This window comes from Brevibacillus sp. FSL L8-0520 (assembly GCF_037963895.1).
Taxonomy (GTDB): Bacteria; Bacillota; Bacilli; order Brevibacillales; family Brevibacillaceae; genus Brevibacillus; species Brevibacillus borstelensis.
Map to the genome: position 1 here is coordinate 5285916 of NZ_CP150171.1, position 16207 is coordinate 5302122.

Sequence of the window (16207 nt, forward strand, 5' to 3'; positions counted from 1 at the left end):
GCGATGAAAAAGTTTTTGTTCCCCTTCTTTCTGCTGCTCTCCCTCATCGTCAGTGCCTGCAGCGGACAGCCGACTGAGCAAAAGGGAGCCGCATCCCCCGCGGAAACCGCTTCGGAAACGATTACCTACCAGTCGGAAAACGGGCCTGTTCAGGTGCCTGCCCACCCCCAGCGGGTGATCGTGCTGTCCAACTTCACCGGACACGTGCTGTCTCTTGGGGTGAACGTCGTAGGCACCGATTCATGGTCGTTAAAAAACCCTCGTTTTGCGGAAAAACTGAAAGACGCTCAAGAAGTGTCCGATGAGACGCTGGAAAAAATTATTGAGCTGCAGCCCGATCTGATCATTGGCCTGTCAAACGTCAATAACGTGGACAAACTGAACAAAATCGCGCCTACGGTTATCTACACGTACGGAAAGGTGGATTACCTGACGCAGTTCCTGGAGATCGGCAAGCTGTTGAACAAGGAAAAAGAGGCGCAAGCGTGGATCGATGACTTCAAGCAGCGGACCCAAAAGGTCGGAGCCGAGATCAGAGCGAAAATCGGTGAGGACAAAACCGTTTCCGTGCTTGAAAAATTCGACAAGCAGCTATATGTATACGGCAACAACTGGGGCCGCGGCACAGAGATTCTTTATCAGGAAATGAAGCTGAACATGCCCGAAAAGATCAAGGAAACAGCTCTCAAAAGCGGCTACTACGCGGTTTCATTGGAAGTTCTCCCCGAGTTCGTCGGCGATTACCTGATTCTCAGCAAGAACAAGGATACAGATAATTCATTCCAGGAGACCGAAACGTATAAAAACATTCCGGCGGTTAAAAACAATCGCGTTTTTGAAGCGCCTATGATGGAGTTTTATTTTAACGATCCTCTAACACTGGAGTATCAACTGGAGTTCTTTACAAAAAGCTTTCTTGGCCGCTGATTGATCCTGCTTATCGTGCTGAAGGTTCCTATCAAGGGGGTTTTCCCTGATCGCCTGTCTCCTGTCAGGCCCCCCTTTAATCCAAAACAAAGAAAAGATGGTAGACAGATGACGAAAGAAAACCAACGCTCGATCCCATTTGGATACAAATTGATCGCGGGCTTGCTTTCATTTGCCGCCATGTTTGTGATCGCCATGGTATTCGGGGCCGCTGACACGACTATCGGCGACGTATGGCTGGCCATTGCTTCCGATGCGACTGGCGATACGCTCTCGATGATTCGGGAAATTCGTCTTCCGCGCGAGATTGGCGCCATTTTCGTCGGCTCTGCACTGGCGGTGGCCGGTGCCATCATGCAAGGGATGACGAAAAACCCGCTCGCTGACCCGGGTCTGCTCGGTTTGACGGCTGGCGCCAACGCGGCTCTGGCCGTCGCGATTGCCCTGCTCCCGTCCGCCAATTCCTTTCATCTGATGATCGCCTGCTTTATTGGCGCAGCGATCGGAGCGATACTGGTTTTCGGGATGGGTGCGATGAAAAAAGGCGGCTTTTCTCCACTGCGCATCGTCCTGGCCGGTGCTGCCGTGTCCGCGTTCCTGTACGCAGTCGCGGAAGGCGTCGGCATTTACTTTAAAATTTCCAAAGACGTTTCCATGTGGACCGCTGGCGGATTGATCGGCACGTCGTGGAGCCAGCTCGAAATCATTGTTCCGTTTATTGTACTCGGCATTCTTCTTGCGGTTTTCCTTTCCCGGCAGCTGACGATTCTCAGCCTGAGCGAAGAAGTGGCCGTCGGATTGGGTCAAAAGACGATGCAGATCAAGACGGTTCTGTTTGTTGTCATCATTCTGCTTACAGGCGCATCTGTGGCCCTGGTCGGAAACATGACCTTCATCGGACTGATGGTTCCCCATATCGTCCGGGCCATTGTAGGAACGGATTACCGCTTTATCATTCCGATGTCGGCGATAGCCGGGGGCTCATTCATGCTGTTTGCCGATATGCTCGGACGGACCATGAACGCCCCGTATGAAACGCCAGTGGCGGCTATCGTTGCGATGATGGGGCTTCCGTTTTTCCTGTTCGTCGTGCGCAAGGGAGGGAAAGCATTCTCATGATTCATCCCGCTTTGCTCCGAAAACAGCGCGTCGTGCTGGCTGTTCTGCTCGCTCTGATTATCGCGACCTTTGCCATCGCCATGGGTATCGGGTACTCCTCCCTGTCTTATGACCGGCTGATCCCGACGCTTCTCGGCCAAGGCACGTTCAAAGAGGAATTCGTGTTGTTTTCCATCCGTTTGCCCCGCATGATCGTCACCCTGCTTGCGGGGATGGCGCTCGCGTTGTCGGGCTCCATTTTGCAGGGCATCGCCCGAAATGACCTGGCTGATCCCGGAGTCATCGGCATCAACTCGGGAGCAGGCGTCGCCCTGGCCGTTTTCTTTTTGTTTTTCCCGGTGAAGGCCGGCGCTTTTGTCTATTTGCTTCCGCTGGTCGCGTTTGCCGGGGCTATCGTCACGGCCTGCCTGATCTACCTGTTTTCCTACAGCAAAAAATCCGGTCTGCAGTCCGTGCGGCTCGTGCTGACCGGGGTTGGCTTTTCGATGGCATTGTCAGGCGTCATGATCGTGCTCATCTCATCTGCCGAACGCGAGAAGGTGGATTTTATCGCCAAATGGCTGGCGGGGAATATTTGGGGCTCGGACTGGCCTTTCATTTGGGCCATTCTCCCGTGGCTGGTGATCCTGGTTCCGTTTGCGTTCTACAAAAGCCAGCGATTGAATCTCCTTTCGTTAAACGAGCCTGTGGTGATCGGCGTCGGGCTGGAGATTGAAAAAGAACGTCTCGTGTTGCTGGTGACGGCTGTCGCGCTGGCTGCTGCGGCTGTTTCAATTACGGGAGGGATCGCGTTTATCGGACTGATGGCCCCCCACATCGCGAAGGCTCTCGTCGGCCCGAGACACCAACTGTCGCTCCCCATCGCGATTCTGATCGGCGGATGGCTGCTGTTATTCGCAGATACCATCGGGCACAATCTCGTGGACCCCGAAGGCATTCCGGCAGGGATCATGGTTGCTCTGATCGGAGCGCCGTACTTTATTTACCTGTTGCTGAGAAAATGACGCAAAACCGTTCAGTCAACCGTTTTGTTGCCACCAAAGGCTCATCCCCCTTACCTGAAAAATGGCGGATGAGCCTTTTCCTGCCCAACCTGTACCCCGTTCGTTTTCCTTGCCCAGGCAAGCAAACAGCCCGCACATACTCCCCTACTCCCGCCACGCGCTTTACAAGGAACCAACAGCCTCTTCAACAGGTGTTTCTCCCGACAGAAGTTCAAAGGTTTTACGGTATGTGTTTTCCGCATTGATGACTGCAACTATTACTTGGGCCACATCAGCACGGGGGATGCCGACCGTTCGATCTCCCGTTATCCGCTCGGCCGCTTGGATTTTCCCCGTTCCCGGAACGTCCAGCAGCCTGCCAGGCCGGATGATTGTATAGTTGAGCCTGGTTGATGCCAGCTTTTCATCGGCGTCTCCTTTTGCCTGATAGTAATGTCTCATCGATTCCGGCCCCTTTTCGGGCGTATCGGCGTTCATCGAGCTTACCATGATGAATCGGGTAATGCCTTTCCGCTCCGCCGCTTCAATCATTTTGATTGCTCCCAGGCGATCGACGAGCTCCGTTTTATCGCTGCCCGTATGCCCTCCCGAACCGGCTGTAAAGACAATAGCATCGACATTTTCCAGTGCATGGCTGAAATCTTCTTCTAGATCGGCGACGACCACTTCGCCACCCAACGCTTCCATTTCTTCTGTTTGATTTTTATCGCGAATCATCGCTACGGGATGGAAGCCTTTTTGGCCAAGCAAAGACACGACCTGCTTTCCTATTTTTCCGTGCGAACCTACCACTAACACATTCATATTGGATTCCCCCTTTGGGCGTATGCGGATTACTTTTGGCTATACCGATTATTGCCTGATCTGCCAAAGAAAATGTGCATTTTTATCAGGCAGCTTTATCTTCCACTCTCCACCGGGAAGCTGCCTTTCTACAAGGACAAGCGATAGCGTTACTTCTTTTGCCTCTTTGGGCACTTCTTTGACGATCAGGGTCGTCACCGTATGACTTCCCTTCTGATCCGAATAGCTTCTTGTTTTCTCTACATCAAACTCCGCTTTATACACGTTTCCCTCTTTATCCGTGACCAGCCATTCTGGAGGATCGTTGCCAATAGATTTCTGGATAGAATCAACCGTAATCCTGTAGGTAGAGAAGGCAGACTCCGTTGCTTTTTCTTCCCGAACGTCTAGTACCTCGTAGTGATTCCCTTCGTATTCCCCTCCCCGTAAGCCTTCGCCATGAAGAGGAACAACCAGCGAGAAATCTGCCCTTTCGGTAATGAAGACGTCTTCCAAATGGAAAAACACGTCTTCTGCCGGTTCTTCAAACGGTGCGAAGTAATAGGTCATTTTGTTGCTGCCCGCTTGCTGCTCGTTTGAGCCGGGAAGTGTATAAATCAACCCCGACTCGAATTGATAATTGCTGTTTTGGCGGGAATCTGCGAGTATGTTGCCTTCTTTATCACGGATCGTAAATTCCGGGTGATGGGATGAGAGCAGTCGAGTGGCCACCTCTTCCCTTGCGCCCTTTGCTTTCAACTCTTCCACTTGCCGCACTATTTTCTCCCTTGCTTCCAAGGTCCACTCCGTCTCTACTTCCAATGCGGTCGCACTTGGCGCATATGTGATTTGTCCCAACTTGACGGTCATTCCCTTTGGGCTTGTGTACTGCTCTTCAACCTTCAGCTTTTTGGTTGCAGCAATACCTTTGCGCAAATCAACAGGAATCTCCATATTCAGATGGGTCTTATGCAGCTCCTTGGAACCGATGCCCTTAATCTCCAGATGGACTGTGACCTGCTCAGGGGGATTTTCGAGAGGAAACACCAGGTCTGCATACTTATCTGTCCTACGAAACAGCGGGCTTCGCCGGATTACCTTGTCATTTGCGTCCACAACATATACGTTGTTTGCTCCATAGGCAGGAAAAAACTGGTCCGGGAGTATCCGTCCTTGCGCATCCTCCAGGACATACGACAGCACAATCCTGGTGGGATCGGCTATGACTTCCTTTACCCTCAGCGTTATTCCGTTGTCCGACACCGCTTGATTCAGTTCGGTGGAGAAGCCTTGTTTTGCCGCTTGTCTCAAGCCTGCCTCGCCTGTGATCGTCTGGAAAAAGGAAGACAGAAAAGCAGCAAACGCAGGAGAAACCTGGGTACCGATCGCCATAACCAGCACAGCCGCCGCGACAACAGATGAGACTAGCAGTCCTCTCCTTTTGGCTGGCCCCCCGCCCTTCTTCAGCACTGGATCAGATTTTTCTACTTCTATTCCTTCGTCTTGGATTTGCTGCATCACCTCGTTTGCAAAATCGTCAGGGAGCATCTCCATCATCCATCCATCCCGGATCAATTCAACCTCTTCACTCACCCTCGCATAGACAGCCTGGCATTTCCTGCAATGGCGCAAGTGAGCCTCCACCCGCAGAGTATCGGCCGCGTCTGTTTCCCGGTCTGCATAGGTGGGCAGAAGCGCTTGGCATTCCTCACATTTCATACGGACCACCCCTTTGGCGAGCAGCGCATGGTATTCGCTCGTAATTTTTGTTTGGCGCGATGCAGCTTTACCTGGATTGTACTGACGGGGATGCCAAGGATGTCGCTGATTTCCTGGTAAGAAAGGTCATTGCTATAGCGGAGAAGCAAGACAAGCCGATAGCTCTCTGGCAACGCGTCTAGCATTTCCCGCATTTCGGAAGCAAACTCCTTTTGAATATAGGCGCTTTCCGGCGTTTGTTCATTCGTCATCGAAAGCTGATCGATCTCATGAAAATCTACAGTCTGAAGCCTTTGACTTTTCTGCATATCAATGCAATGGTTGATCGCGATCCGACAGAGCCACGGGTAAAACTTTCTGTTCAGATCATAGCTGGCGAGCTTTTGAAACGCTTTTATAAAGCATTCCTGCGTCAGGTCTTTTGCCTCTTCTCTTGAGTGAACCATGCGGTACAGGACGTTGTATATTCTGTCTTTATATTTGGTAATGAGATGCGCATACGCCTGTTTGTTGCCGTCCAACACCTGAAGGACCCAGTTCCGATCTTCATCCATCGATGTTCCTCCTTTTCACGCTCCCTACCCAACCAATACTGAAAAACCAAACAAAAACTTACACCTTTTTTCCACAAATCGCCGAATGAGCCAATCAATCATTTTTACTGTAAGATTCACAAGCGCAATTCAGTAATGAGGAGTGTATGCCAAATCATGTAAAAAACAGGAGGCTTCTGAAATGAAAAAGAAAACGAATCTCAAAAAACAAATTTCTGCGTATGCACTTGGAGCGATGTTGATCGTGTCGATTTCTCCGGCAAGTGCGGCGAGTGATGCAAAATCACCGCTCCCGCCATCTTCAGCACCATCCCTAAACCAAACGCAGTTGCCGAAACAACCTGCCTCTTCCAAAGCGGAAGACAAGGCTACCGTCATTTCCAGGCAAGCCGGATTCGAGCTGCACTTTCCCAGCTACATTCCGGGAGACAGGACATCCGTTACTCTGCGTTTCTCGGAGAAAACCAAACATGTCGCAGGTTCTTTTTTCAGTCAAACAGAATTGCCGTTCTACCTGGAAATGTGGAAAGGCGATTTCGCCGCAGAGAGCAAAGGCTTGACCAGGATTGCAACCAAGAAGGGGCCAGCCTACCAGGGAGTGCAAAAGGAAGCGCACGGCGATGTACATGTGTTGATCTGGGAAGAGGAAAACGGCATTCTTTATCGTTTGACCAGCAGGCTTTCGCCCGAGGAATTGGTCAAAATCGCCGAGTCTGTGGAAAAAGGCAATAAAGTAAACGTCATTGAGGATTCGGACGAGGAGCAAGTACTGGTACATGAGCTTGATACCGCCAAAGCCTCGGAACTGTTTGGCGCGGCTGTCAAATTGCCGGCCTATCTACCCGGCAACGTGAAAAAAGAGAACGTCAAAATTAGCGCCAACATCTACAAAGGCAGCTCGACCATCACGATTTACGACGGGGCAGCAGGGATCACAGGAAGCTACTTCTCTCTGGTGCACGAAAAGAGAACTCTCTCGAAAGAGGATACCGCAGACATGAAGCCTGTTCAACTTGGCCAGGGAACTGCCTTCGTCGGAACGGCACCTCTGTCAAGCTTTATGCATCCTGAATTAAAACAGCTCCCGGTATTGGTATGGGAAAAAGACGGCGTGGTGTATAGCCTGAAAGCGAACGCCCCCATTGATGAGCTAAAGAAGATGGCCGAGTCGCTGTAAACTTGCCCTCCTGGTCTTGTGCGTAATCAATGTCCCCGGAGAACGGGCGCGATAAGTGTTTTCTTTACATGAACTTGCCAAATGTGATAACAAATACGAAAAGCCAGGCTCCCTCACCGGAGGAACCTGGCTTTTGGCGTAAAAACTGCCTTCACTGCGTTCTTTTTATAATGATGCGCGTGCAGGAGACGCTCACCGCTCAGCAACGTATCAGACACTCTGGAACGTATCAACATTCCGAAACGTATCAGACACTCAGGAGCTGCGCAACGTCCGCTTCAAGAATTCTCTCGTCCGCTCTTGAGTCGGATGGTTGAAAATTTGCTCGGGACTTCCTTCCTCTGCGATGACTCCCTTGTCCATAAAGACCACGCGATCGGAGACTTCCTTTGCGAACTCCATTTCATGCGTGACGATCAACATCGTCAGACCGGATTCGGCAAGCTGCTTCATCACCTTCAGCACCTCGCCCACCATTTCCGGGTCAAGCGCCGATGTCGGTTCATCGAACAGCATCACATCCGGTTCCATGGAAAGAGCCCGCGCAATGGCCACGCGCTGCTTTTGCCCGCCCGACAATTGATTCGGCCTGGCGTTCACATACTTGTCCATCCCGACAATTTTGAGATACTTCATCGCGACTTTTTCAGCTTCATCCTTGGATCGCTTTAACACCTTTACTTGCCCGACCACGCAATTGCTCAGCACATTGTGATTATTGAACAGGTTAAACTGCTGGAATACCATGCCCAGCTTTCGGCGGTAGGTGAAAATGTCGTGCTTCTCGTCTAAAATGTTTTCACCCTTATACATAATTTCCCCGCCGCTCGGCTTTTCCAATAGATTGATGCATCGAAGCAGCGTTGATTTGCCCGATCCGGAGGAACCGATAATCGTGACGACTTCTCCTTTTTTGACCGAAAAATCGATGTCCTTTAATACCTCGTGACTGCCAAAGTATTTGTTGACGTGTTTAATTTCTATGATGGCCTCCATATGCTCGCCTCCTTCCTCGATTATTTCTTGCCTTCTACCTGCACGGGATTCGCCATTACGGCGTAATTGTCCGGGCCTTCCAGCTTTCTTTCGAAATAGCGCAAAATTTTCGTGACGATCAGGGTCATGATGAAATACATCACACACGCAACAAAAAAGGACTCGAAATATCTGAAGTTATTCCCGGCAATCGATTTGGTCGTGAAATACAATTCGGTGACCGAAATGACATTGAGTACGGAAGTATCCTTGATATTGATGACAAACTGGTTCCCCGTTGCCGGCAGGATATTGCGAATCACTTGCGGCAGCACGACATTCATCATCGTTTGAACGTGATTCATCCCAATCGCATGGGCTGCTTCAAACTGTCCCTTGTCAATCGAAATAATCCCGCCGCGAACAATCTCGGCCATGTACGCTCCCGTATTAATCGACACGACGAAGACGGCGGCCAGAATCCGGTCCATATCAACCCCGAATGCCAAGGCGGAACCGTAGTAGATGACCATCGCCTGCACAATCATCGGTGTTCCCCGGAAAAATTCGATATACGTAGCTAGAATGGCATTGACTGCTTTCAAAATCGCCCTTTTGGCTCCCCGCTCCGGAACGGGGATCGTCCGGATAAGCCCGATCAATAGGCCAATGATGGCTCCCAAAATCGTTCCGAGCAAAGCGATGAATAGGGTCATTCCCGCTCCGCGAAGGAACATGGGCCAGTTTTCGGAAATGATTTTTACAATCCACTCGAAGCTCATCGTTCTCCTCCGTTCATGCAGGGAAGCTCCCCTGCCCTATGCGCATAAAACCGACTGCATGGAGATGCAGCCGGTTCGCAAGCGATTATTGTGCTGCTGGTTGATTTTTGATGGCTGTATCCATGATCCTGGTACGCTCTTCCTCCGAAATGCCGGATAAAATCTCATTGATTTTTTTCGTCCATTCACTGTCTTTTTTCACGCCGACAGCGATGGCCGTATCATCTTCCGAGGTCGTAAATCCATCCGTAAACTCGACCATGGCAAAGTTCGGGTTGGCCGTGGAGGCACTGACGGCTTCCGGACGCTCAGAGACGTAACCGTCAATCATTCCGGATTCAAGCGCTACGCGCATCGCCGGGAAGTTGTCCATCGCAGGCTCCTGAACGACGCCCTCGATTTGATTGATCACGGAATAGTGGAATGTATTCAATTGGGCAGTCACTTTTGCCCCTTTGAAATCCTGGATCGAAGTAGCGTTCTCGTATTTTCCGCCTTTTTTCACGACCATGACCAAATTGGATTTATAGTAGTTGTCCGAGAAATCGATCGTTTGTTTGCGCTCTGCAGTTGGAGACATCCCTGCAATGATCGCATCGATTTTGCCGGAGGTTAATGCAGGAACAAGGCCATCCCACTCCGTTTTCACGATGACCAATTTTTTGCCCAGGCCATCCGCAATCTTTTTCGCAATTTCTACATCGTATCCGCCTGCGTACTCCGCATTGCCGTCGATTTTCACAGCACCGTTGGAATCGTCCATTTGGGTCCAGTTGAACGGAGCGTATCCCGCTTCCATCCCTACCTTGAATGTTCCCTCATCGGTTGAGGCAGATTGCGAGCTGCCTCCGCCTGTCCCACATCCTGCGAGCAAAAGTACAGCGGATAGAAACATAGCTATGAATGATGACTGTTTTTTCATGGTTCATTTTCTCCTTTGGCTTCTGGTTTTTTGGCTGAAAAAATGCAAAAAGCGACCTGAGATAGACTCAGGTCGCACTACAAACATAGTTGCCCAAATACCTCTCTTTTCCCAGATGAGATAGCACAACTCAATAAATCGGGTCATTTATTGAGACAGTCCTGCAGCTCTTAACTGCAGACCCAGCAATGCAATACCGAGAAATATTGCAAGCTTCGGCGACATTTCCTTCTCCCTGGCATCAACGCTTTCTCGAACTCCGCCAAGGACTGTTAAATATCGCAACCTCTACCTCACTGTTTTAAGTGAGGTCCATATTCAATTATGTTTTTGAGTTTACAATGTTATGTTAATTCTGTCAACCTGGGTCTTTTCTCCAAATGATGCTGGCAGACTATTTTTTGCGTTCCTGTATGCGCAAAAAGACTTATTCCTCTCATCAATGTATGGGGGCGAGGCTCTCCATGAATGTTTTCCGCTCTTCTTCGTTGCTGTTTGACTGCAGATGATAATAGCGAAGCTCGTTGTATTTCGTCTGACTGTCCAAGTCTTGTTTCGGCAGAAATACTGCTTCCCACACACCTTGTTTGTTTAACGAATTATCCATATCTACCACATAATTGCCGACTATCTCAAACCGATCATCGGATTTCTGACTGTTGCCTTTATTTGCGTACCACTCGATCATCGGATGGTAGTCGTATGTTGATTTCTTCATTTGCAGAAGTTCAATGTACGTATCGCTGTTTACGTACGAGATTAAGAGAGACCCTTCATTTAGATCCAAGAGCGTTTTTTGTTCAGTATAACCATCCGGCAGAGACTCCGGTAAGAATACTTGAAAGCTCAGTTTTTTTATTTTATCAATGCTTACAGTAGAGCTCGCACAAGCAGCCAGCAGGAAACAGACGACGAACGGTACCAATCTCCTTATAAACATAGCATCACCCGTATTTTATCATTTGTTACTTACCATAGCGGGGACTCCCATCCTCTTCCTGTCCCTTGGAAAACAGCCTTGAGCCAATTCCACCATCTGAGGCCGACCAGCAAACGGCTTGATTTGATTGCTTGTTACAAACTTTATGACACGAGTCATAAACATCTCTTTACAGGTGTGAATGTTCCCTCGCTCTTTTCATGGCTACACTAAGACTACATGAAATTCATACGCAAAAGGGTGAGGGATATGGAACAACGCAAAGAAAGAATCCGTCTTCTTGATATTCTGCGAGGCTTTGCAATCCTCGGGACGTTAGGGACAAACATATGGATTTTCGCCCATTTGGGGGATCTTACCTACCTTACGACATATGATTATTCTGGGTGGTGGGCAAAAGACGATCTCATCAGGATGATCGTGTTATTTCTCGTCAACGGGAAGCTGCTGGGATTGTTGACAATCATGTTTGGAGTAGGACTTGAGCTAAAATATCAGCAAGCCATTCGCAAAGGGAACGCTTGGCCTGGAATCTATATTTGGGTATCCTCGCTTTTATTCCTGGAAGGCTTGCTGCATTTTACCCTGGTCATGGAGTATGACATCTTAATGAGCTATGGCATAACTGCAATGATCGTCGCCTACATCGTCAAAGGCGGCGACCGCTTGATATCCATAACGATGAAAGTGCTTGGAAGCCTGCATGCAACTGCCATCCTGGGGATCCTGGTGATTAGTCTGATTGATGCCAATATGACACTGCGCGGTTCTGACGAAGTCATCGCTCTTTATAGAGACGGCTCTTGGCTGCAGCAAGTCCATTATCGCCTGTCTCATTTCGTCCCGCTTAGATTGGAAGCGATCTTCACGATTCCCATGAATGTCTTTTTATTTTTGCTTGGTGTTCGCTTCATGCGTGCGGGGGTCTTTTCTCAAGATGAGAACGGCAAAAAACAGCGCGACAAGCTTTTCAAACTGGGAATGTTTATCGGCTTGCCTTTAAACCTGTTGATTTTTATCCCTGGAGGCGTTTTTGATCTCCCTGTTCGCTATTTATTCGCGCCCCTTCTTTCCGTAGGGTATTTGGCGATTATTGGAAGAATGATACAATATACGAAGTTGAATTGGCTTTGGGGCCTTCTTGAAAATGCCGGAAAAATGTCTTTAAGCTGCTATGTCATGCAAAATATCATTTGTTCCATTCTTTTCTACGGTTGGGGTTTTGCTCTTGGCGGAAAGCTGGATTCCGTGACAATTATCGTAGTTTGGATCGGAATATCCGTATTCCAAATACTGTTTGCAACGGCATGGCTTCAAGGTTTCAGGTTTGGACCTATGGAAACGCTCCGTAGACGTGCAATAGGGATTTTCGATACGAGATAACCGCTCTGGAGGCTATCAATGATAAGGAAGCTCTACCCGAGAGAACAAATCAAAAACTATCTGCTCTTAGATGTCATATCGGTTGTGTTTTTGTTTTATTATGTTCTACGTTCGAATTCAACGCTTGGTCTCTCGGGAAGCTTCATTCTTCTGCTGGCATTCCTCGTTTCATTTTACATGGGGCTTTGGTATCGGAATCTATACCTTTTGGCGGCCGTTCTCACCGGCTTTGTTACGCTTGCTCTGCTCGGTATGTATGTCGGTCCGAATCTCCTGTTTTATGGGTTCATCTTTGCTGATCTTCTGGGAAGATCAAAGTCCAAATGGCATATTGGTGTAGGGATTGCAGCCATCGCCCTCATGTTTATGGCTGTTTTCTGGAAGAGAACGGGCAACCTTCTCGATGAGAATTCGATCCTTCTCCCGTTTATGATTATTCAAATGTTTTTTCCGATTGTGATTTATATCAAAGAAAAAGCGAAGACCCTGCAAGGTGAGTTGGATGCCGCAAATAAACAGCTCGGAAAATTTATCCAACAGGAGGAAAGGCAGCGTATCGCGAGAGATCTGCATGATACACTGGGGCAAACCCTGACCATGATCAAATTGAAAAGCGAGCTGGCTACAAAATGGATAGACAAAGATCCCTCGCAGGCCAAGGAAGAGCTGAAGGATATCCTGGCCACATCGAGAATCGCTTTGAAACAAGTCAGAGAACTGGTCTCTGATATGAAATTCACCTCTCTGGCAAATGAAATAGAGCATTCCCGAGAGCTGCTGCACACAGCGGGTATCGAATTTGAAGTCGTGGAAAAGGGGAAGCCTCCGCTGTTATCCAGTGTGGAGGAGACGATGGTCGCTCTCTCTATCCGCGAAGCCATGACGAATATCGTCAAGCACAGCCGGGCCAAGCGGTGTACGCTACAATTGGAAACCATGGACAATCATTATTGGGTAACGATTACCGATGACGGAGTCGGGCTTGTAAACCAAAAAAGCGGAAATGGAATTCAGTCGATGAACGAGCGGATGCAAGCTCTTCACGGAACCTTCATCGTAACTGATTCGCCTACGGGCGGAACCGTTGTTTCCATGAAGCTTCCACTCCGTCGGCAAGGAAAGGAGGACCCTGCGCTATGATTCGCGTCGTCATTGCAGAAGATCAACAAATGCTTCGCGGCGCCTTCGCCTCTTTGTTAAAATTTGAAACCGATATTGAGGTGCTGGCAGAAGCTTCGGATGGGAAGCAAGCCTGGGAGGCAATACAAAAGCACCAGCCTGATGTGTGCGTGCTTGACATCGAAATGCCTCTTATCAGCGGTCTTGAGTTGGCCGAGCTGATAAGAAGAGCCAACCTGCCCTGTAAAATCATGATTGTCACGACCTTTGCCCGTCCCGGCTATTTAAAGAAAGCGATCGATGCCCAGGTGGATGGCTACTTGCTAAAAGATGAACCGATTGATTTTCTGATTGAATCCATCCGCAAAGTGATGAAGGGAGAACGCGTGGTCAGCACGGATTTGGCGGCAACACTCTTTATGAAAGAGGAAAATCCGTTAAGCGAACGGGAAATCGAAATGCTGCGCCTGACCAAAATAGGAATGACGACAGATGACATCAGCAAGGCCCTGTACTTAACAAAAGGAACCGTGCGAAACTATTTATCTTCGGCGATACAAAAGCTGGAAGCCGAATCGAGACAGCAGGCCGTGCAAATTGCCGATGAGAAAGGGTGGCTTTAAATCCCTATACCGAGAACTTAAGCGCCTTGTTGATCAGAAACAAGTACTCCCGCAGTTCTTTTTCCATGCTGAAATGGGACAAATATCTCTGTAAATGGTTCGCAACGATACCTCAAAATGCTCTGCAAGCTCTTTGCCTGTAACCGTCCCTTTTTTGGAGATGATCAGGACCATGGAAAGTAATCGATCTACCCGCATTGTTATGTATCACGTTGGTTGCCAACGCTTCCTCCCTTGTTTTTGTGCGGCCTGCGCGCTTGTTTGGAAAGCTTTTGAGAATACTTTTTCGCCAAAAGCACCGCTTCTGCCTTCGATTGAGAAAATAAAATCGGGACATCGCTTAGCAATGTCCCGATTATCGCGATTATTCTATTTTTGCCCGATACTCTATCAGTTCGTGTGTTCATCATCCGTGTCCGCAGCCAATGGAGCGGCCTTGCCGACGCCAAAAGCGTAATAGCTGATCACGACAATACCCAGGAAAACAATACCCGCAATCAGGGAGACGCGTGTTTCATCGTTAATCCACATGCCGATCAGTACCATGATCAAAAATGCGATCGTCGCGTAGTTTGTCACCGGTGCAAACGGCATTTTGAATGGATGGTTGGCCATTTCCGCTCCTTTTGCTTTTCTGAAACGGATTTGACTGATCAGGATGACAAACCATGGAACCATACCGGGAAGCACGCTTGCGCTGTACACATACACAAACAGATTTTCCGGCGCAATGTAGCTCAGAACAACGCCTACGAACAAGCCGACCAGAACGCCGATCGTTCCGAGCAAAGGCACGCCGTTGCCGGACAGCTTCGTAAATATTTTGGGAGCCTGTCCGTTTACACCGAGCGTATACAGCATGCGTCCCGCACTGTAAATGCCGCTGTTGCAGCCAGACATCGCAGCCGTAATGACGACGAAGTTAATAAGCCCCGCCGCAGCCGTAATCCCCACTTTCGCAAAGGTTGCCACGAACGGACTGCCGATCGCGTCCAATTGATCCCACGGGTAAACGGTTACAATAACAAAGATCGCGCCAATATAGAAGATCAAAATGCGCCAAATGATAGTTTGAATCGCGCTCGTCAACGTTTTGCGCGGGTCCTTGGCTTCCCCTGCTGTAATCCCGATGAGCTCGACACCCTGATAGGCCCCGATCACCAACGAGAGCGCAAAGAAAAAGCCTGTCCAACCGCCAGTAAAGAAGCCACCGTGCTCCCACAGGTTCGATAATCCGATCGCGTCTCCTCCGTTGCCGATACCAAAGAAAATCAAGCCAAACCCGGCAACGATCATCAAGACGATGGTGACGATTTTGATCATCGCAAACCAAAACTCGAATTCGCCAAATGATTTCACCGAGAACAAGTTCGCTGCACCGAGAATCACCATCGCGATCAAACCCGGTATCCAGGCGGGCAAATCCGGGAACCAGTACTTCATATACGTCCCGACCGCGATAATCTCCGACATCCCGACAATGACCCACTGGAACCAGTTGCTCCAAGCCGTCAAATATCCGGCCAAGGGATGGATGTACTTGTGGCCAAAGGTCGCAAACGAACCTGTGCTTGGCTCCAGATACAGCATTTCTCCCATCGCACGCATGATGAAAAAGATGAAAATCCCAACAATTGCATACGCAAGCATAACGGACGGACCAGTCCATTTGATCGTGCTTGCCGACCCCATAAACAAACCGACACCAATTGTCCCGCCCAAAGCGATCATCTGGATGTGACGCGCTTGCAGGCCCCTGTTCAATTCTTTGTTTGCCACTCCGGTTCTCTTCCTTTCTGCTGCCTCTGGCTGAATTCTCGGGAAAGCTCTCGATACCCTGGGTCCGATCCGCAGTGAAGAGGCGGGTATCCGTGTTTGTACATATAGTTTGTACGTAATAGAAAGAAACCGTTCTACTCCATGATTGCACATTTTTTACTCAGCATTCCCAATAGTAAGAAAACTGGAACATCTATTCCCCTTGGGTTCGTTGCTGAATTGCTTTTATTGTAATATGTTTTTTTGGTGAACACAATTATATTCGGTGGAAAAACATTTGGTAAATCAATGTGTCTCGTGTAAATATAAAGTAAAAAATATGTTATTGATCAATCGTTTTTTGATTGAAGCTAACAAAAGTCAGCCTAGTCATACGCTTACGTTTATCCTTTGAGACTGTA

15 protein-coding genes, 1 pseudogene and 1 riboswitch are annotated in these 16207 nt (G+C 49.0%); of the genes and pseudogenes, 7 read left to right on the top strand and 9 right to left on the bottom strand.

Translation table 11 applies throughout. The annotated features are described in order from the left end of the window. The first annotated feature begins 3 nt into the window (after positions 1-3). The 3 genes from NSQ24_RS25570 to NSQ24_RS25580 all read left to right on the top strand — a co-directional run bounded on the left by NSQ24_RS25570 (position 4) and on the right by NSQ24_RS25580 (position 3050). Positions 4-927 (top strand): iron-hydroxamate ABC transporter substrate-binding protein, encoded by a 924-nt coding sequence (locus NSQ24_RS25570; protein ID WP_003388765.1) that lies wholly within the window; start codon positions 4-6, stop codon positions 925-927. 108 nt (positions 928-1035) lie between these two features. Further along, positions 1036-2046, top strand: a complete 1011-nt coding sequence (locus tag NSQ24_RS25575; RefSeq protein WP_003388766.1) for an iron ABC transporter permease — start codon at positions 1036-1038, stop codon at positions 2044-2046. Further along, positions 2043-3050 (top strand): iron ABC transporter permease, encoded by a 1008-nt coding sequence (locus tag NSQ24_RS25580; RefSeq protein WP_339166893.1) that lies wholly within the window; start codon positions 2043-2045, stop codon positions 3048-3050. The genes NSQ24_RS25575 and NSQ24_RS25580 overlap by 4 nt, the downstream gene beginning before the upstream one ends. A gap of 162 nt (positions 3051-3212) precedes the next feature. Here the strand turns inward: NSQ24_RS25580 and NSQ24_RS25585 are convergent, their stop codons facing one another. The 3 genes from NSQ24_RS25585 to NSQ24_RS25595 are packed head-to-tail and all read right to left on the bottom strand — an operon-like array spanning position 3213 to position 6106. Continuing rightward, on the bottom strand, positions 3213-3854 hold the full coding sequence (locus NSQ24_RS25585; RefSeq protein ID WP_339166894.1) for an SDR family oxidoreductase: 642 nt from the start codon (positions 3852-3854) through the stop codon (positions 3213-3215). Between the two features lie 48 nt (positions 3855-3902). Further along, complete coding sequence (locus tag NSQ24_RS25590) at positions 3903-5552, bottom strand: DUF4179 domain-containing protein (RefSeq protein ID WP_024983664.1); 1650 nt, start codon at positions 5550-5552, stop codon at positions 3903-3905. Beyond that, complete coding sequence (locus NSQ24_RS25595) at positions 5549-6106, bottom strand: sigma-70 family RNA polymerase sigma factor (RefSeq protein ID WP_024983663.1); 558 nt, start codon at positions 6104-6106, stop codon at positions 5549-5551. Before NSQ24_RS25595 ends, NSQ24_RS25590 begins: the two co-directional genes overlap by 4 nt. Before the next feature lie 181 nt (positions 6107-6287). Between NSQ24_RS25595 and NSQ24_RS25600 the strand changes: the two genes are divergently transcribed. Then, positions 6288-7283, top strand: a complete 996-nt coding sequence (locus NSQ24_RS25600; protein WP_339166897.1) for a DUF4367 domain-containing protein — start codon at positions 6288-6290, stop codon at positions 7281-7283. A 255-nt stretch (positions 7284-7538) separates the two neighbouring features. On the opposite strand, the gene NSQ24_RS25605 is transcribed toward NSQ24_RS25600, so the two are convergent. The 4 genes from NSQ24_RS25605 to NSQ24_RS25620 form a co-directional block, all read right to left on the bottom strand. Next, a complete protein-coding gene (locus tag NSQ24_RS25605) occupies positions 7539-8279 on the bottom strand; it encodes an amino acid ABC transporter ATP-binding protein (RefSeq protein ID WP_024983661.1) in 741 nt (246 codons plus the stop codon). 20 nt (positions 8280-8299) lie between these two features. Continuing rightward, positions 8300-9040, bottom strand: a complete 741-nt coding sequence (locus NSQ24_RS25610) for an amino acid ABC transporter permease (protein WP_171506847.1) — start codon at positions 9038-9040, stop codon at positions 8300-8302. Positions 9041-9125: 85 nt separating this feature from the next. Further along, positions 9126-9962 (bottom strand): transporter substrate-binding domain-containing protein, encoded by an 837-nt coding sequence (locus NSQ24_RS25615; protein ID WP_003388774.1) that lies wholly within the window; start codon positions 9960-9962, stop codon positions 9126-9128. 113 nt (positions 9963-10075) lie between these two features. After that, positions 10076-10261, bottom strand: a riboswitch (Lysine riboswitch). Positions 10262-10401: 140 nt separating this feature from the next. Beyond that, positions 10402-10680: a hypothetical protein gene (locus NSQ24_RS25620; RefSeq protein WP_152562218.1), complete on the bottom strand. Its 279-nt coding sequence runs from the start codon at positions 10678-10680 to the stop codon at positions 10402-10404. A gap of 471 nt (positions 10681-11151) precedes the next feature. Here NSQ24_RS25620 and NSQ24_RS25625 point away from each other — a divergent pair, with 471 nt between their 5' ends. The 3 genes from NSQ24_RS25625 to NSQ24_RS25635 are packed head-to-tail and all read left to right on the top strand — an operon-like array spanning position 11152 to position 14027. Next, positions 11152-12285 (top strand): DUF418 domain-containing protein, encoded by a 1134-nt coding sequence (locus NSQ24_RS25625; RefSeq protein ID WP_003388777.1) that lies wholly within the window; start codon positions 11152-11154, stop codon positions 12283-12285. Positions 12286-12303: 18 nt separating this feature from the next. Further along, positions 12304-13425 (top strand): sensor histidine kinase, encoded by a 1122-nt coding sequence (locus NSQ24_RS25630; protein WP_003388778.1) that lies wholly within the window; start codon positions 12304-12306, stop codon positions 13423-13425. Continuing rightward, the gene (locus NSQ24_RS25635) at positions 13422-14027 is read left to right on the top strand and encodes a response regulator transcription factor (protein WP_003388779.1); all 606 of its coding nucleotides are present in this window, start codon (positions 13422-13424) and stop codon (positions 14025-14027) included. The genes NSQ24_RS25630 and NSQ24_RS25635 overlap by 4 nt, the downstream gene beginning before the upstream one ends. A gap of 81 nt (positions 14028-14108) precedes the next feature. On the opposite strand, the pseudogene NSQ24_RS25640 reads toward NSQ24_RS25635, so the two are convergent. Together NSQ24_RS25640 and NSQ24_RS25645 are read right to left on the bottom strand one after the other, a co-directional pair. Further along, positions 14109-14225 (bottom strand): annotated as a pseudogene (locus NSQ24_RS25640) (HTH domain-containing protein); the annotation flags it as partial. Positions 14226-14417: 192 nt separating this feature from the next. Further along, positions 14418-15806 carry an amino acid permease gene (locus tag NSQ24_RS25645; protein ID WP_172920908.1) on the bottom strand — a complete coding sequence of 463 codons (1389 nt, stop codon included), beginning with the start codon at positions 15804-15806 and terminating at the stop codon, positions 14418-14420. Positions 15807-16207 lie beyond the last annotated feature (401 nt).